Origin of the sequence: Bradyrhizobium sp. USDA 241, assembly GCF_049739505.1 — a bacterium.
GTDB classification, from domain to species: domain Bacteria; phylum Pseudomonadota; class Alphaproteobacteria; order Rhizobiales; family Xanthobacteraceae; genus Bradyrhizobium; species Bradyrhizobium liaoningense.
In genome coordinates, this window is sequence record NZ_JBMGPZ010000006.1 from 97,391 (window position 1) to 115,956 (window position 18,566).

At 62.7% G+C, this 18,566-nt stretch carries 3 protein-coding genes and 6 pseudogenes; 5 read left to right on the top strand and 4 right to left on the bottom strand.

Features of this window, described 5'->3' with window-relative positions; genetic code table 11:
• Positions 1-52 precede the first annotated feature (52 nt).
• From ABIF91_RS43980 to istA, 3 genes and pseudogenes are all read left to right on the top strand, one after another.
• Positions 53-1,117 (top strand): IS630-like element ISRj1 family transposase, encoded by a 1,065-nt coding sequence (locus ABIF91_RS43980; RefSeq protein WP_026192128.1) that lies wholly within the window; start codon positions 53-55, stop codon positions 1,115-1,117.
• A gap of 384 nt (positions 1,118-1,501) precedes the next feature.
• Positions 1,502-1,771: pseudogene (locus tag ABIF91_RS43985) on the top strand (transposase); the annotation flags it as partial.
• A 174-nt stretch (positions 1,772-1,945) separates the two neighbouring features.
• Positions 1,946-2,908 (top strand): annotated as a pseudogene (istA, locus tag ABIF91_RS43990) (IS21-like element ISFK1 family transposase); the annotation flags it as partial.
• A gap of 120 nt (positions 2,909-3,028) precedes the next feature.
• Here the strand turns inward: istA and ABIF91_RS43995 are convergent.
• The 3 pseudogenes from ABIF91_RS43995 to ABIF91_RS44005 all read right to left on the bottom strand — a co-directional run bounded on the left by ABIF91_RS43995 (position 3,029) and on the right by ABIF91_RS44005 (position 7,024).
• Positions 3,029-4,091: pseudogene (locus ABIF91_RS43995) on the bottom strand (IS630-like element ISRj1 family transposase).
• Positions 4,092-4,257: 166 nt separating this feature from the next.
• Positions 4,258-4,893, bottom strand: a pseudogene (locus tag ABIF91_RS44000) (IS256 family transposase); the annotation flags it as partial.
• Between the two features lie 849 nt (positions 4,894-5,742).
• Positions 5,743-7,024: pseudogene (locus ABIF91_RS44005) on the bottom strand (IS256 family transposase).
• 239 nt (positions 7,025-7,263) lie between these two features.
• On the opposite strand from ABIF91_RS44005, the gene ABIF91_RS44010 reads away from it, so the two are divergent.
• Positions 7,264-8,904 carry a formyltransferase family protein gene (locus ABIF91_RS44010; RefSeq protein ID WP_424579884.1) on the top strand — a complete coding sequence of 547 codons (1,641 nt, stop codon included), beginning with the start codon at positions 7,264-7,266 and terminating at the stop codon, positions 8,902-8,904.
• A 35-nt stretch (positions 8,905-8,939) separates the two neighbouring features.
• Here ABIF91_RS44010 and ABIF91_RS44015 read toward each other — a convergent pair.
• A protein-coding gene (locus ABIF91_RS44015) for an IS3-like element ISRj2 family transposase (RefSeq protein WP_129557670.1) occupies positions 8,940-10,069 on the bottom strand; the annotation gives its coding sequence in 2 pieces (ribosomal slippage) (positions 8,940-9,817 and positions 9,817-10,069; 1,131 coding nt in all).
• Positions 10,070-10,199: 130 nt separating this feature from the next.
• Between ABIF91_RS44015 and ABIF91_RS44020 the strand changes: the two are divergent.
• Positions 10,200-18,542, top strand: a pseudogene (locus ABIF91_RS44020) (amino acid adenylation domain-containing protein); the annotation flags it as partial.
• Positions 18,543-18,566 lie beyond the last annotated feature (24 nt).

An 18,566-nucleotide genomic window follows, 5' to 3' on the forward strand; every position in this document is an offset into this window, starting at 1 on the left:
CCCAACCTAGTACCCACTTTTCTTGGAACGTGAGTCGTGATTCAAGGTCGGGATGATACCCGAAGCAAGAGAAGTCCACCTTTCGAGGAAAGATCGCAAGGTGCTTGAGGCGTGCTGTCGCTCACCGGTGACGTTGCAGCGCGATTTGAAGCGGGCGCGGATAGTTCTGTTGGCGGCGGATGGGCGCAGCACCCGGTCGATCGCCAAGGAAGTTGGGGTCCAGCCGCGGATTGTCAGCCTTTGGCGGCATCGCTATGCCGACCATGGCCTTGAAGGGCTGCAAGACAAGCCGCGGCCTGGCAAGCAGCCGATCTATACGAAGACGACCGACAAGCGGATTCTGAAGCTGCTGGATAAGCCGCCACCGCAAGGGTTTGCGCGCTGGACCGGCCCCCTGCTGGCCGAGGCGCTGGGCGATGTCGATGTCCAATATGTCTGGCGGTTCCTGCGCAGCCACAAGATTGACCTGGTGGCTCGCAAGTCCTGGTGCGAGAGCAACGACCCGAACTTTACGGCCAAAGCCGCCGATGTTGTCGGCCTCTATGTCGCGCCGCCGGCGAAGGCCATTGTGCTGTGCGTGGACGAGAAGCCCTCGATCCAGGCTTTGGAGCGAGCGCAGGGTTATCTGAAGTTGCCCAATGGCCGCGCCTTGACCGGCCAAAGCCACGATTACAAGCGGCATGGCACCACAACATTGTTTGCGGCGCTCGAAGTCGCCACCGGAAAGATCATCGCGACCCATTCAAAACGCCGGCGCCGCGTCGAGTTTCTCGATTTCATGAACAGCGTCACCGCGGCTTTTCCGAACCGCAAGCTTCACGTCATCCTCGACAACCTCAACACCCATAAAAAGAACGAGGACTGGCTCAAGGCCCACCCCAACGTGCAATTTCATTTCACGCCGACAAGTGCGTCATGGCTCAATCAGGTCGAAGTATGGTTTTCCATCTTGCAGGGGCAGTCGCTCAGCGGCACCTCCTTCACGAGCCTCAAGCAGCTTCAGGAACACATCGATGCCTACGTCAACGCATACAACGACAGAGCCGAGCCCTTCGTCTGGACCAAGAAAAAGGTCCGTCAACGCCGTTTCAAAGGCCGCCGTATCACTCAGCTCTGATTCCGGGTACTAGAGTTTTCCACGCCTAGTGAAACCCCGATAAAATACGGTGTATGCGCAAATAGCCAATCGCAGGCCACACGGGGCGGGCGATCATCGGGCTACATTCTGCGGCGAGTCGGCGAGATCCTTTGAGCCCTCGATCGCCTTTAGGTTCGGTTTCGCCGATTCAAGCACGACCGGCAGCGCAAAAAGCATCGATCGCGTGATTGAATAGTTGTCCGTGAACAAGCCTCCAAGCACTTGATTGGGAGTCTGTTTTCCGCTTGTGGCGGCATTTGAGATTGCAGGGGATTGAGGCTTCACAGCCCAAAACCCTGCAATTTCGATTTTGGATTTCCCTGCCGCTGCGAACCGTGATTCTGTGCTGCATCGGAGGCACCGATGCGACCAAAGAAGCACAGGACGACAGGCTCGAACAATCTGTTCCGGTCCCGGCTGGACCAGATCATCAACATGCGACACGAGCTGGTTCTGCTCGCCGGCAGGATCGATTGGGACTGGATCGACGGCGAGATCGCGCCGCTCTACAGCGACAACGGTAGGCCGGGTATCGCGACCCGATTCATGATCGGATTGCTGCTGCTCAAGCACATCTACGGCCTGTCCGATGAGGGGGTGTGCGAGCGCTGGGTCCACGATCCGTACTTCCAGTTGCGCGTTTCGGGGGATCGTGAGCGCGGATTTCAGGGGATCGTGAGCAGAGATTTCAGACGATCGTGAGCAACGATTTCGCGGGATCGTGAGCAAGGCTTTCGGAGCCTTGCAGCGCTTCGGCCGACAACTCAACCGGCTTAGGGATGACCTCGTGGTTAACGAGGAAGTCCAATGCCTACCCAGAGATTGTCGATGCGCCGGATCAAGGAAGTCCTTCGGTTAAAACATTTTCAAGGCCTGCCAGAGCGGGCCATCGCGCGGAGCGTGGGCGTCAGCAACGGCGTTGTGCACAGCTACCTGAGCCGCGCCCGCTCTGCTGGGTTGAGCTGGCCGCTTCCGGAGGGAATGACCGATGAAGACCTGGAGCTTTTGCTTTTCCCGGCCCCACGACCAGCGTCTCAGAGCCCGCAGCGGCCGGTGCCCGACTGGAGCTACATCGATAAAGAGCTCCGCCGGCGCAACGTAACCCGTCGCCTGCTCTGGGAGGAGTATCGCGCCGTTAATCCCGACGGTTTCGGGTACACGTGGTTCTGCACTACCTACGAGGCCTGGAAGGGGCGGGTCCGACCTTCGATGCGGCAGATTCATCTGGGCGGCGAGAAGGTGTTCGTGGATTTCGCCGGCGACACCATCGACATCGTCGATCCCCTGACCGGGGAAGTGCAGCCGATGAAGCTGTTCGTCGCGGCGATGGGCGCTTCGAACTACACCTACGCCGAGGCCTGCCCCAGCGAGAGCTTGGCCGACTGGATCCGGGCCCACGTCAACTTGTTCACGTTTTTGAGCGGAACGCCGACGTTCGTGGTCTGCGACAACCTCAAAGCCGCCGTCAGCAACCCCGACCGCTACGATCCCGGCCTCAATCGCACTTATGCCGAGATGGCGAGCCATTACGGCACGGCCATTCTCGCCGCACGGCCGCGGCGCCCAAAAGACAAGGCGAAGGTCGAGGTCGCGGTGCAAATCGCCCAGCGCTGGATTCTGGCCCGGCTGCGCAATCAGCGCTTCTTTTCCCGGGCCGAGCTCAACGCCGCCATCAAGACACTCGTCGACGAACTCAATGCTCGTCAAATGCGTGGCTTCGGCTCAAGCCGCGCCGAACTGTTTGCCGAACTCGACAAACCCAAGCTAACCCGGGGTCGGAACAAGAGCTGTTCCTCCAGACACGCTAAGATCGAACGAAGTGCGAACACTCGTGAGAGATCTGTAGAAGAACCGGCTGGCCGGTTGCATCCTTGCGGCTAGTACCCGGAATCAGAGCTGAGTGATACGGCGGCCTTTGAAACGGCGTTGACGGACCTTTTTCTTGGTCCAGACGAAGGGCTCGGCTCTGTCGTTGTATGCGTTGACGTAGGCATCGATGTGTTCCTGAAGCTGCTTGAGGCTCGTGAAGGAGGTGCCGCTGAGCGACTGCCCCTGCAAGATGGAAAACCATACTTCGACCTGATTGAGCCATGACGCACTTGTCGGCGTGAAATGAAATTGCACGTTGGGGTGGGCCTTGAGCCAGTCCTCGTTCTTTTTATGGGTGTTGAGGTTGTCGAGGATGACGTGAAGCTTGCGGTTCGGAAAAGTCGCGGTGACGCTGTTCATGAAATCGAGAAACTCGACGCGGCGCCGGCGTTTTGAATGGGTCGCGATGATCTTTCCGGTGGCGACTTCGAGCGCCGCAAACAATGTTGTGGTGCCATGCCGCTTGTAATCGTGGCTTTGGCCGGTTAAGGCGCGGCCATTGGGCAACTTCAGATAACCCTGCGCTCGCTCCAAAGCCTGGATCGAGGGCTTCTCGTCCACGCACAGCACAATGGCCTTCGCCGGCGGCGCGACATAGAGGCCGACAACATCGGCGGCTTTGGCCGTAAAGTTCGGGTCGTTGCTCTCGCACCAGGACTCGAGCCACCAGGTCAATCTTGTGGCTGCGCAGGAACCGCCAGACATATTGGACATCGACATCGCCCAGCGCCTCGGCCAGCAGGGGGCCGGTCCAGCGCGCAAACCCTTGCGGTGGCGGCTTATCCAGCAGCTTCAGAATCCGCTTGTCGGTCGTCTTCGTATAGATCGGCTGCTTGCCAGGCCGCGGCTTGTCTTGCAGCCCTTCAAGGCCATGGTCGGCATAGCGATGCCGCCAAAGGCTGACAATCCGCGGCTGGACCCCAACTTCCTTGGCGATCGACCGGGTGCTGCGCCCATCCGCCGCCAACAGAACTATCCGCGCCCGCTTCAAATCGCGCTGCAACGTCACCGGTGAGCGACAGCACGCCTCAAGCACCTTGCGATCTTTCCTCGAAAGGTGGACTTCTCTTGCTTCGGGTATCATCCCGACCTTGAATCACGACTCACGTTCCAAGAAAAGTGGGTACTAGTTCTGAACCACTTGCCCATTGGAGATGAGTCCCTGTAGGGCAGCGGGAGATTGCGGGTGGGTAGAAGAAAGCTGATCAGTTCGAAGGAGACGACAACGCTCCTGGGGATCGCGGCGGACGAGCATCTTCCACCAGCGCCAACGGATGCTTGTTGCCTTCGCCGTCAACTCCGATCGCGGCGACCAGCACGAGATCGTCGCCGAGATGCAGCCCGTCGATTTGGACCACCAGAAGGTCGAGCGCGGACAGATCGGCAGCCATGAAATCGGCCAGCCGCGCCGCCGACAGCGCTACGAACCTCCGCGAGGCCGCCGACTTCGAAACCCCCGATCGGGGCGGTGCCGGCACGTCACCCTCGGGCAGCCGGACAGCGCGGCCGAACCGGCGCGTCGACACATTGATCAGCATCAGGTTCATCGCCCAGCGACCGAGCCAGTCCTCCTGCGCCGCCGTTTCCCAGCTCGGGATCGTGACCTCGCGGCCGTCCACGCCCCGAACCCGCGGGCGCTCGACTTCGATCTTGCCGCCGTGGAAACCAATCCGTCCCCGCGTTCGGCCCCAACGGTGCGCCCGCCGCGCCGCATCGCGACCGTGGCGCGGTCCGCAGGCCGCCACAACATCCGCCTCCATCATCATGCCGAGCGCCTCGATCCCTGCCGCCAGGCAGAACCGATCGAAGCTCGCCCGCACTTCCGCAAACGCCTCGTCCACAGCCCCGGTCGCCGGCCAACCAGCCGGTGTGATATCTCTCGTCATGGCGTTGCTCTCCTTTGTGGAATCAGCACCCCGAGCCTACCGGCTCAAGGTGGGCAACGCCGACCTCTTCAGAAATTCAACAGAACCCGGGACATCCCCGGCTCGTCCGGTTCAAGCCGTCAATGTCCTAAGATCGACAATTGGACAGCAGTATTTCCGCGTTCGGCGCGAAACGACGAGATCTTTCTTTAGGAAAGAGCTTGCAGAACGTCTTTGGCACGGCGATTGCTGCGACGGTGGGCGTCACATCACAATGGTCTGCACTCCGCCAAGAGTTCAGATCAACCCTGTTCGATTTATCCATGTCCATGGCATGCTGATGCTGCCGCTTCCATGGCGCGCACCCGTCGCGAGGTCTCTCACATGCTCATGTCGCTTGGAGTTCTGGCGATGACTTGGCCACAACGGTGCCAAGGAGGAGGTGCTGCGCGCCACGTTCCAGGTGAGAGGTGCCGCGAGCCATTCGTGGCAGATCGAGCTGGCGAGCGTCAATCTACAGCTGAAGCGGGGCGATCCGACGCCAGCAGTGGGTGCGGACCTAGTTTTCTCAGGAGCTGACGGCGATGGAAGGATGTCAGTGTTGGCTTAGATAGGCAATTAGCTGATGCGCTGGCGTATCTCTAGTCATGTTCAGAGTTGGTGGCCAAGCGGTCGGGCGTATCACATGCCGCCAAGTTTAATCGCTAGTCGTCGCAGATCCTGTGCGGATTGTGGGGGCTTGGCCGGTCAATCGACCTGCCGTTGAAGTGGGGTGCCACGCTAGTGGCAGAGATAAGGCTTTATCATGGATGTGAAGCGCGATCGTCATGACCCAGAGCTATCGCCAAATTTTGGTGACGGCCGGGCCGGTCAGGCGGCGGCGGTTTTGGGCTCACGGTCAGCCGTGCTTGGCGATGACCTCAATCCCGTCGTTGAATGTCACACCGAGCACGAGTTTTGGCAACTGGTTGTGACCATCGAGTCGACGCCAACTTTTCTGCGCGGCCTCGGCCAGTTTGAAGACCATCGCGAGCGCCGTCCTGTTGGACAGGCAACCCTTCGATCGGATCGTGCGGTGGCGCACGGTGGCGAAGGTGCTTTCAATGGGATTGGTCGTCCGCAGGTGTTTCCAGTGCTCGGCGGGGAAGTCGTAGAAAGCCAGCAGCGTGTCCCGATCCTTGCCGAGGCAGTCGGCCGCCTTTTCGTATTTGGGTGTGTAGCTCTCGATGAAGGCGTCGAATGCCAGCTCGGCGGTGGCCTTGGACTCCGCCATCCAAATCTCCTGCAGCGCGCGTTTGGCTTTCGGCTGCTGGCTCTTTGGCAGCTTGGCGAGCACGTTGGTGGTCTTGTGCACCCAGCAGCGCTGCTCGCGTGTTGTCGGCCAGACCTCACCGGCGGCCTTCCAGAACCCGAGCGCGCCGTCGGCAATGACGAGCCGCGGCGACACGTCGAGCCCACGCCGCTTCAGATCGAGCAGCAGATCGCGCCAATCGTGCGCGCTCTCGCGGGCGCCATCGGTGAAGCCGACCAGTTCCTTGCGGCCTTCCGGCGTCGCGCCGATCAGCACCAGGATGCACTGCTTCTCGTCCTCGAGGCGAGCTTCGAGATGGATGCCATCGGCCCAGATGTAGACATAGCGCCTGGCCGAAAGATCGCGCTTTTGCCACGCGGCGTACTCGTCGAGCCAGCCGTCCTTCAGGCGACCAACGGCGGATGCCGACAACCCGGCAGCATCCTTGCCGAGCAGCGCCGCCAGCGCCTCGGAGAAGTCGCCGGTCGAGATCCCCTTCAAATAGAGGATCGGCAGCAGCGTCTCGATCGACTTCGACCGCCGCATGTAGGGCGGCACGACCGATGGCGAGAACCGGATACGGTCGGGATCGGCGGCGGCCTCGCGATCGCGCACACGCGGCTGGCGGACGGAGACTGGACCGATCCCGGTCATCACCTCGCGCTCCGGCAGGTGACCGTGGCGGACCACACGCTGCTGGCCGTCCTCGGTCTTCACATCGGCATGCTTGCCGAGAAAGTCCGCGACCTCGGCCTCGACCGCCTGCGCCAACAGAGCGCGGGCCCCGTTACGCAAGATTTCGGTGAGTTGGTCGTCGAACACTCCTGGCTGAATCAGCTTGGTGACGTTATCGTTGGACACGGCATATCGCTCCTTCGGTGGAGAAGTGGAGGCGTCAAGCACCCCCACGATATGCCGCCTTCCCGATTCCCGCCGTCACCAACTTTCAGCGATAGCTCCATGACCCATGTGGGTTGGCATTGTTGAGCAGCGAAGCAGGCGATTTGGATGAGCAGAGACCCCTAGTGTCACCAATCGGTTCTACGGTCTTTGTTGGTGGCGGTACGTTAGCCATTGGGTGCGCTCAGCTAGCAATGGAGATGGGGCACGTCATCCGCGTGGCGCTGTGTGTCGACGCCATATTCCGCGATTGGGCTGCTCGCGCTAATATCTTGTGTGTCGCGAGCGTTGAAGAGCTCTCGATAGTGCTCAACACCGAGTCAGTGGAGTGGGTGTTTTCCGTCGCCAACCCATTCGTATTGCCACCGGATGTGATGAGTCTCGTACGACGAGGCGCTTTCAACTATCATGACGGTCCATTACCGCGGTATGCTGGAGTTCATGCGACGTCTTGGGCGCTGCTGGCCCAAGAGACCGAATATGCCATCACGTGGCATCGTATCGATGATGGTGTTGATACGGGGGACCTGGTTGTTCAGCGCCAAGTCTTGATTGCGCCCATCGACACGGCGTTAACTCTGAACCTCAAATGTTATGAGGCTGCAGTCGAGAGCTTCCGCGAGCTTTTAACCGGTCTAGCGAATGGGGCGTTAAGTAGCTGGCCGCAGGCGCTGGCGGACAGAAGTTACTTTCCGAGACGTCGACGTCCAGATGCGGCAGGCTGTCTGCGATGGGGTCGCTCCGCGCAAGATCTGTCAGCGACGACACGCGCCTTAGATTTCGGGCTGTATCATTTCAATCCGTTATGTCTGTCTAAGGCTCTTGTGGGCGATGACGTTGTCGCAGTCAGGTGCTTGGAGGTGTCGTCTGGCCGCTCGGGCTTTTCAGCGGGCTCCCTGGTTGAAGTCGACCCCGGCCATTGGCGGGTGGCGACGGGTACAAATGACGTTTATGTCTTCTTTGGCAGTTTAGGTGCTGAAGTTTTGGACGCGCAGACACTCGCGCGGCGCTGCGATCTTTATGTAGGCGATCGCCTCCCGATCTTGAGCGATGACGAGGCGCGGAGCATAACCGTTGCGCACGAAATGCTGGCGCCTCGGGAGGATTTTTGGCGACAGCGGCTTCAGCAGTTCAAAATGTCGCAGCTTCCTTTTCTGTCGTCTTCAGAGGCTATGGCTTCGCCCAGATGGCAGTCGAGTTCCCGACTCATTCCAATTGCTTTGGCCGAGTTGTCGGCAGTTGATCGCACTGAACACTTGCTGAGTGCTTGGCTGATATATCTCGCCCGCATCACTGGTGAATCAGAGCTTCAATTGGGATGGACTCCCGCGCCGAGCGGATCGCGAGCCGGGTTGAAATCGTCGATGGAGATGCTTGTTGCCTCTGTCGTGCCCATGCAAGTTACCATTGATCTTGATCGTGATTTTGCAGAGGTGCACAGGGCAATCGCCTTCGAATGCGCTCAGCTGAGGGAGAACGATAGCTTTGCGCGGGATCTTATCGTGCGCTGCCCGACGTTGCGGGGTATGGGGGCGCTACGGTCGCGCCGACCTTGGCCGATGGGCGTTACTGTTACGGAAAACAGCTGTTGCGCTGCGGATGATCTAGCTTCGAGCCCGACTTCTGAAACGGTCCTATCCGGCGATCTCTTGACGTTTGAGGTTTGCGCTCTGGATGGCAGCTTCCGATGGCACTTTGATGCAGGTCGCTTGGCTCCAAGGCAGGTCGACAGAGCTGGCCCCGGTTGTTTGGACAGCGCCCCGCTGGATTTAAGTGGATTCCTGCCGGGTTATGCTGAACGCGGGGCTTTACGGTTTTGTCGTTGCGTCGGGAGGGCGTAGCCCGACCAGAGCGACGACAAAACCGTCGGCGACGGTCATGCGGCCATCACCATAGCTTGCGTGCCGAAGTAAGCCTCGTCGGGCGTGCGCCCGTCAAGGCTCGAGTGAGGGCGTCCCTGATTGTAGAAGGCCAGATACTTGGCAATTGACGCTCGCGCCTCGGACACGCTGTCGTAGGCGCGGAGATATACTTCTTCGTATTTGACCGTGCGCCAGAGCCGCTCGACAAACACGTTGTCGCGCCAGGCGCCCTTGCCGTCCATGCTGATGGCGATCTTCGCGTCCAGCAGCACATCGGTGAACTCGAGGCTGGTGAACTGGCTGCCCTGATCCGTGTTGAAAATCTCGGGCCTGCCGTGCTTCGCCAACGCCTCCTGGACCGCTTCGACGCAGAAGGCCGCCTCCATTGTGATCGAGACGCGATGGGCCAGGACCCGTCGGCTGAACACATCGACGACCGCCGCGAGATAGACGAAGCCACGCCGCATCGGAATGTAGGTGATGTCCATTGCCCACGCATGGTCGGGCCGCTCGATCTTCAATCCGCGCAACAGGTACGGGTAGATCTTGTGACCCGGAGCCGGCTTGCTCGTGTTCGGGCGACGATAGACCGCCTCGATCCCCATGCGCTTCATCAGCGTCGCGATGTGGCGGCGACCGGCGTATACGCCCTCCCGCCGCAGCAACGATCGCAGCATACGCGCTCCCGCGAAGGGATAATCGAGATGCAGCTCATCGAGCCGACGCATCAAGGCAAGGTCCTCGGCCGAAACTGGCCGAGGTTCATAGTAGACCGTGCTGCGAGCCAGCTTCAGGACCTTCGCCTGGCGCACGATAGAAAGATCATGATCGCGGTCGATCATCGCTTTGCGCTCAGCAGGCCCGCCTTGGTGAGCGCGCCGGACAAAAAATCGTTTTCCAACGCCAGCTCGCCGATCTTGGCATGTAACGCCTTCAAATCGACCGGCGTCTCGGCCGATGTCTTGTCATGCCCAAACACGCCGGCGGCGCCTTCCAGGAGCTGGTTTTTCCAGATCGTGATCTGGTTCGGATGAACATCAAACAGTTGCGCCAGCTCCGCCAGTGTCTTGTCGCCTTTGACCGCAGCCAAAGCAACCTTCGCCTTGAATGCCGGAGAATGCGTCCGGCGGCTCTTCTTCGTCATCTTCGCTCCTGATTCGCAGCAAGAATCCTCGCCGCTGTCAGGCAGAAAATCCACTCAAGCTACTGTCCGAATTTGCGGGGCCAGCTCTGACCGCCTGACGGAGCATTTGCAAAATTTGTTGTTTGCTGTGATGGCCGATGCGCAACAAGCGGTGGGGCGGATTGATCTGCTGTCGACTGCTGAGCGCGCGTATCTGTTGGAGGAGCTGAACCGGACGGCGGCGCCGTATCCTGAGCAGCAGTGCATCCATGAGCTGTTCGAGGAGCAGGTGCGCAAGGCGCCGGAGGCGGTGGCGGTGGTCTTCGAGGACGAGCGCCTGAGCTACGGCGAGCTCAATGCGCGGGCCAACCGGCTGGCGCATCACCTGATCGGGCTCGGGGTCAGGCCGGACCAGCCGGTGGCGATCTGCCTGGAACGCAGCCCGGCGATGGTGGTGGGGCTGTTGGCGATCCTCAAGGCGGGTGGCGCCTACCTGCCGCTGGATCCGGCCTATCCGTCGGCGCGGCTGCGCCAGGTGCTCGACGATGCCGCGCCGCAGCTGCTGCTGGCCGATGCGGCGGGACGATCGGCGCTTGGCTGCGATGCGCTGGGGGATGTGACGGTGGTCGATCTCGAGACGGCGACACCGGCCTGGGCCGAGCTGCCGGCCTCGAACCCCGACCCGCGTGCCCTCGGCCTGAGCTCACGCCATCTCGCCTATGTGATCTACACCTCAGGCTCAACAGGCACCCCAAAGGGCGTCATGGTCGAGCATCGGGGATTGGTCAATCTGGGGTTGGCTCAGATCGTGCTTTTTGGCGTTTGTTCGAACAGCCGAGTGGTGCAGTTCGCCTCCTTTGGTTTTGATGCCAGTGCGTGGGAAATTGTCATGGCATTTGGCTCAGGAGCCGCATTGCATTTGCTTGCGGATGAGCTCCGTCAATCGACTAAAGAGCTATCGGATTATCTGCGAAACGAAGCCATCACGCATGCGACGTTGCCTCCAGCATTGCTTCAGGGAAGCCAGAATCTGGAATATTTGGCGCCGCAACTTCTCATTCTTGCTGGAGAGCTCCCGAGGGCCGAACTTATCCGAGGCCTGCCTGCAGCATCTATTGTGAACGCCTATGGACCTACCGAAGCAACAGTCTGCGCGACGACCTGGAGTTGCCCGGATGATTTTGATGGCGCAGCTGTCCCGATCGGCCGTCCGATTGCCAACACGCGAGTGTATCTGCTGGACGGTCATGGTGCGCCGGTTCCGTTTGGGGCGGTGGGGGAGCTTTACATTGGCGGGGCGGGAGTTGCGCGGGGCTATCTGAACCGGCCCGCGCTGACGGCGGAGCGGTTCATCGCCAGCCCCTTTGTGGAGGGCGACCGGCTGTACCGGACCGGGGATCTTGCGCGGTACTTGCCGGACGGCAATCTGGAGTTCCTGGGCCGCAACGACGAGCAGGTGAAGATCCGCGGCTTCCGGATCGAGCCCGGGGAGATTGCGGCGCGGCTTTGCGAGCACCCGTTGGTGCGCGAGGCGGTGGTGGTGGCGCAACAGGATGGCGCCGGCGACAAGCATCTTGTGGCCTATCTGGTGTGCGCGCCCGAGGCCGGCTCGGACGAGGAAGATGGAAGCACGTTGGCCGGCGCCTTGCGCGCGCATGTGAGTGCGCGGCTGCCGGACTACATGGTGCCCTCGGCGTTCGTGCGGCTATCGGGGCTGCCGCTGACGGTGAACGGCAAGCTCGATCGCAAGGCGCTGCCGGCGCCGGAAGATGATGCGTATGCGCGTCGGACGTACGAGCCGCCGCGGGGCGAGATCGAGACGGCGCTGGCCGAGATCTGGGCCGAGCTTCTGGGGCTCGAGCGGGTCGGGCGCCACGACCACTTCTTCGAACTGGGCGGCCACTCGCTGCTGGCGGTACAACTGATGGAGCGTCTGCGGCGGCTGTCGCTGGGGGTGGAGGTGCGCACCCTGTTCGCCAGGCCGGTGCTGGCCGATCTGGCCGCAAGCCTTGGGTGTCATCACGAGGTGGCGGTCCCGGCCAACCTGATCACGGCAGAGAGCAGCTCGATTACGCCGCAGATGCTGCCACTGATCGAGTTGGCGCAGGAAGAGATCGACCGGATCGTCGCCACGGTGCCCGGTGGCATCGGCAACATCCAGGACATTTATGCGTTGTCGCCGCTGCAGGACGGCATCCTGTTCCATCATCTGTTGGCGACGAAGGGCGATCCGTATCTGCTGGTCTCGCAGATGGCGTTTGCCGAGCGTGGGCTGCTGGATCGCTATCTCGCCGCGGTTCAGCGGCTGGTGGATCGGCACGACATTCTGCGTACGTCGTATGTCTGGGAGGGCCTGTCGCGCCCGGCCCAGGTGGTGTGGCGGAAGGCGCCGCTGGATGTGACCGAGGTTGAGCTGGGCTCTGGCGGTCCTGGCCACGCGCAGCTCAGGAGACGGTTTGATCCGCGCCGGCACCGCATCGATCTTGGCCGGGCGCCGCTGTTGCGGTTTGTGATTGCGCGCGAGCCCGACAGCGCGCGCTGGCTGCTTTTGGAGCTGCAGCATCATCTGATCGGGGATCATACCACGTTGGAGGTGATGCATGCCGAGGTCCGGGCTGTGCTGGAGGGACGTGAGCGTGAGCTGGCAGTCCCGCAGCCGTTCCGCAACCTGGTGGCGCAGGCGCATCTCGGCGGGGACGCCAAAGCGCATGAAGAGTTCTTTCGGACGATGCTGGCGGACATCGATGAGCCGACCACGCCGTTCGGCTTAAGCGAGGTGCGCGGCGACGGCGGCGGGGTTAATGAAGCGCATCGGATGCTGCCGCAGGCGCTGCACACGCGGCTGCGCAGCCAGGCGCGGCGGCTTGGGGTGAGCCTGGCGAGCCTATGCCATCTGGCCTGGGGGCAGGTGGTGGCGCGCAGCAGCGGCCGCGAGCAGGTGGTGTTCGGCACGTTGCTGTTCGGCCGCATGCATGGGGGCGTTGGTAGCGACCGTACCATGGGCCTGTTCATCAACACCCTGCCGCTGCGGCTTGATCTTGATGGGACCGGGGTCGAGGCGAGCGTGCGGACCACGCACGCCCGGCTGGCCGAGCTCTTGGCGCACGAGCATGCCTCGCTGGCGCTGGCGCAACGCTGCAGCGGCGTTGCGGCGCCGGCGCCGCTGTTCAGCGCGCTGTTGAACTACCGCCACAACACGCCGGCGGCAATCTCCGGCGCCGGACCGGATGATGAGCTGTCCGGCGTGGAATGGCTGGGCGGGGAGGAACGCACCAACTATCCGCTGACCTTGGCGGTGGAGGATTTTGGCGAGGCGCTCGGGCTGACGGCGCAGGTGGTGGAGGGCATCTCTGCGGAGCGGGTCTGCGGCTACATGCAGCGGGCGCTCGAGCAACTGGCCGAGGCGCTGGCGCATGCGCCGAACACGCCGGTCCGCGAACTGGATATCCTGCCACCTGCTGAGCGCGCGTATCTGTTGGAGGAGCTGAACCGGACGGCGGCGCCGTATCCTGAGCAGCAGTGCATCCATGAGCTGTTCGAGGAGCAGGTGCGCAAGGCGCCGGAGGCGGTGGCGGTGGTCTTCGAGGACGAGCGCCTGAGCTACGGCGAGCTCAATGCGCGGGCCAACCGGCTGGCGCATCACCTGATCGGGCTCGGGGTCAGGCCGGACCAGCCGGTGGCGATCTGCCTGGAACGCAGCCCGGCGATGGTGGTGGGGCTGTTGGCGATCCTCAAGGCGGGTGGCGCCTACCTGCCGCTGGATCCGGCCTATCCGTCGGCGCGGCTGCGCCAGGTGCTCGACGATGCCGCGCCGCAGCTGCTGCTGGCCGATGCGGCGGGACGATCGGCGCTTGGCTGCGATGCGCTGGGGGATGTGACGGTGGTCGATCTCGAGACGGCGACACCGGCCTGGGCCGAGCTGCCGGCCTCGAACCCCGACCCGCGTGCCCTCGGCCTGAGCTCACGCCATCTCGCCTATGTGATCTACACCTCAGGCTCAACAGGCACCCCAAAGGGCGTCATGGTCGAGCATGCCCAGATAGTTCGTTTATTCGAGGCTACCGAAAGCTGGTATGGCTTCAACGAACACGACGTATGGTGCCTGTTCCATTCCTTCTCGTTCGACTTCTCAGTTTGGGAGTTGTGGGGCGCACTGCGCTATGGTGGGCGTTTGGTTCTCGTGCCGAGCCATATGGTTCGCTCTGCTTCTGACTTCCATGATCTCATCTGCAAATCCGGCGTCACAGTTCTGAACCAGACCCCCTCGGCCTTTAAAGCTCTCATGGAGGTGAAGTCTCAGAGCAGTGTTCGAAGCCGCATTCGATATGTGGTTTTTGGTGGGGAGGCTCTGGAGCCACCGATTCTGCAGCCGTGGTATGCAAGGCATTCCGATTGCGCCCCCAAACTGATCAACATGTACGGGATTACGGAAACGACCGTGCATGTCACCTATCGGCCGCTTGATCAGTCTGACACTTCCAACTCGGGTAGTCCGATTGGAGGGCGCATCCCCGATCTTCGGTTGTACGTGTTGGATCGATTTGGCCAGCCGGTTCCGTTTGGGGCGGTGGGGGAGCTTTACATTGGCGGGGCGGGGGTTGCGCGGGGCTATCTGAACCGGCCCGCGCTGACGGCGGAGCGGTTCATCGCCAGCCCCTTTGTGGAGGGCGACCGGCTGTACCGGACCGGGGATCTTGCGCGGTACTTGCCGGACGGCAATCTGGAGTTCCTGGGCCGCAACGACGAGCAGGTGAAGATCCGCGGCTTCCGGATCGAGCCCGGGGAGATTGCGGCGCGGCTTTGCGAGCACCCGTTGGTGCGCGAGGCGGTGGTGGTGGCGCAACAGGATGGCGCCGGCGACAAGCATCTTGTGGCCTATGTGGTTGCGGCGGCGGAGCATGCGGCCGAAGCTGCGGAAGTTGATCTTGCCGGCACCTTGCGGGCGCATGTCAGTGTGCGCTTGCCGGAGCACATGGTGCCGGCTGCGTTTGTGCGGCTCGCGGTGCTGCCCGTGACGCCGAACGGCAAGCTGGATCGCAAGGCGCTGCCGGCGCCGGAAGATGATGCGTATGCGCGTCGGACGTACGAGCCGCCGCGGGGCGAGATCGAGACGGCGCTGGCCGAGATCTGGGCCGAGCTTCTGGGGCTCGAGCGGGTCGGGCGCCACGACCACTTCTTCGAACTGGGCGGCCACTCGCTGCTGGCGGTACAACTGATGGAGCGTCTGCGGCGGCTGTCGCTGGGGGTGGAGGTGCGCACCCTGTTCGCCAGGCCGGTGCTGGCCGATCTGGCCGCAAGCCTTGGGTGTCATCACGAGGTGGCGGTCCCGGCCAACCTGATCACGGCAGAGAGCAGCTCGATTACGCCGCAGATGCTGCCACTGATCGAGTTGGCGCAGGAAGAGATCGACCGGATCGTCGCCACGGTGCCCGGTGGCATCGGCAACATCCAGGACATTTATGCGTTGTCGCCGCTGCAGGACGGCATCCTGTTCCATCATCTGTTGGCGACGAAGGGCGATCCGTATCTGCTGGTCTCGCAGATGGCGTTTGCCGAGCGTGGGCTGCTGGATCGCTATCTCGCCGCGGTTCAGCGGCTGGTGGATCGGCACGACATTCTGCGTACGTCGTATGTCTGGGAGGGCCTGTCGCGCCCGGCCCAGGTGGTGTGGCGGAAGGCGCCGCTGGATGTGACCGAGGTTGAGCTGGGCTCTGGCGGTCCTGGCCACGCGCAGCTCAGGAGACGGTTTGATCCGCGCCGGCACCGCATCGATCTTGGCCGGGCGCCGCTGTTGCGGTTTGTGATTGCGCGCGAGCCCGACAGCGCGCGCTGGCTGCTTTTGGAGCTGCAGCATCATCTGATCGGGGATCATACCACGTTGGAGGTGATGCATGCCGAGGTCCGGGCTGTGCTGGAGGGACGTGAGCGTGAGCTGGCAGTCCCGCAGCCGTTCCGCAACCTGGTGGCGCAGGCGCATCTCGGCGGGGACGCCAAAGCGCATGAAGAGTTCTTTCGGACGATGCTGGCGGACATCGATGAGCCGACCACGCCGTTCGGCTTAAGCGAGGTGCGCGGCGACGGCGGCGGGGTTAATGAAGCGCATCGGATGCTGCCGCAGGCGCTGCACACGCGGCTGCGCAGCCAGGCGCGGCGGCTTGGGGTGAGCCTGGCGAGCCTATGCCATCTGGCCTGGGGGCAGGTGGTGGCGCGCAGCAGCGGCCGCGAGCAGGTGGTGTTCGGCACGTTGCTGTTCGGCCGCATGCATGGGGGCGTTGGTAGCGACCGTACCATGGGCCTGTTCATCAACACCCTGCCGCTGCGGCTTGATCTTGATGGGACCGGGGTCGAGGCGAGCGTGCGGACCACGCACGCCCGGCTGGCCGAGCTCTTGGCGCACGAGCATGCCTCGCTGGCGCTGGCGCAACGCTGCAGCGGCGTTGCGGCGCCGGCGCCGCTGTTCAGCGCGCTGTTGAACTACCGCCACAACACGCCGGCGGCAATCTCCGGCGCCGGACCGGATGATGAGCTGTCCGGCGTGGAATGGCTGGGCGGGGAGGAACGCACCAACTATCCGCTGACCTTGGCGGTGGAGGATTTTGGCGAGGCGCTCGGGCTGACGGCGCAGGTGGTGGAGGGCATCTCTGCGGAGCGGGTCTGCGGCTACATGCAGCGGGCGCTCGAGCAACTGGCCGAGGCGCTGGCGCATGCGCCGAACACGCCGGTCCGCGAACTGGATATCCTGCCACCTGCTGAGCGCGCGTATCTGTTGGAGGAGCTGAACCGGACGGCGGCGCCGTATCCTGAGCAGCAGTGCATCCATGAGCTGTTCGAGGAGCAGGTGCGCAAGGCGCCGGAGGCGGTGGCGGTGGTCTTCGAGGACGAGCGCCTGAGCTACGGCGAGCTCAATGCGCGGGCCAACCGGCTGGCGCATCACCTGATCGGGCTCGGGGTCAGGCCGGACCAGCCGGTGGCGATCTGCCTGGAACGCAGCCCGGCGATGGTGGTGGGGCTGTTGGCGATCCTCAAGGCGGGTGGCGCCTACCTGCCGCTGGATCCGGCCTATCCGTCGGCGCGGCTGCGCCAGGTGCTCGACGATGCCGCGCCGCAGCTGCTGCTGGCCGATGCGGCGGGACGATCGGCGCTTGGCTGCGATGCGCTGGGGGATGTGACGGTGGTCGATCTCGAGACGGCGACACCGGCCTGGGCCGAGCTGCCGGCCTCGAACCCCGACCCGCGTGCCCTCGGCCTGAGCTCACGCCATCTCGCCTATGTGATCTACACCTCAGGCTCAACAGGCACCCCAAAGGGCGTCATGGTCGAGCATCGGGGATTGGTCAATCTGGGGTTGGCTCAGATCGTGCTTTTTGGCGTTTGTTCGAACAGCCGAGTGGTGCAGTTCGCCTCCTTTGGTTTTGATGCCAGTGCGTCGGAAATTGTCATGGCATTTGGCTCAGGAGCCGCATTGCATTTGCTTGCGGATGAGCTCCGTCAATCGACTAAAGAGCTATCGGATTATCTGCGAAACGAAGCCATCACGCATGCGACGTTGCCTCCAGCATTGCTTCAGGGAAGCCAGAATCTGGAATATTTGGCGCCGCAACTTCTCATTCTTGCTGGAGAGCTCCCGAGGGCCGAACTTATCCGAGGCCTGCCTGCAGCATCTATTGTGAACGCCTATGGACCTACCGAAGCAACAGTCTGCGCGACGACCTGGAGTTGCCCGGATGATTTTGATGGCGCAGCTGTCCCGATCGGCCGTCCGATTGCCAACACGCGAGTGTATCTGCTGGACGGTCATGGTGCGCCGGTTCCGTTTGGGGCGGTGGGGGAGCTTTACATTGGCGGGGCGGGAGTTGCGCGGGGCTATCTGAACCGGCCCGCGCTGACGGCGGAGCGGTTCATCGCCAGCCCCTTTGTGGAGGGCGACCGGCTGTACCGGACCGGGGATCTTGCGCGGTACTTGCCGGACGGCAATCTGGAGTTCCTGGGCCGCAACGACGAGCAGGTGAAGATCCGCGGCTTCCGGATCGAGCCCGGGGAGATTGCGGCGCGGCTTTGCGAGCACCCGTTGGTGCGCGAGGCGGTGGTGGTGGCGCAACAGGATGGCGCCGGCGACAAGCATCTTGTGGCCTATCTGGTGTGCGCGCCCGAGGCCGGCTCGGACGAGGAAGATGGAAGCACGTTGGCCGGCGCCTTGCGCGCGCATGTGAGTGCGCGGCTGCCGGACTACATGGTGCCCTCGGCGTTCGTGCGGCTATCGGGGCTGCCGCTGACGGTGAACGGCAAGCTCGATCGCAAGGCGCTGCCGGCGCCGGAAGATGATGCGTATGCGCGTCGGACGTACGAGCCGCCGCGGGGCGAGATCGAGACGGCGCTGGCCGAGATCTGGGCCGAGCTTCTGGGGCTCGAGCGGGTCGGGCGCCACGACCACTTCTTCGAACTGGGCGGCCACTCGCTGCTGGCGGTACAACTGATGGAGCGTCTGCGGCGGCTGTCGCTGGGGGTGGAGGTGCGCACC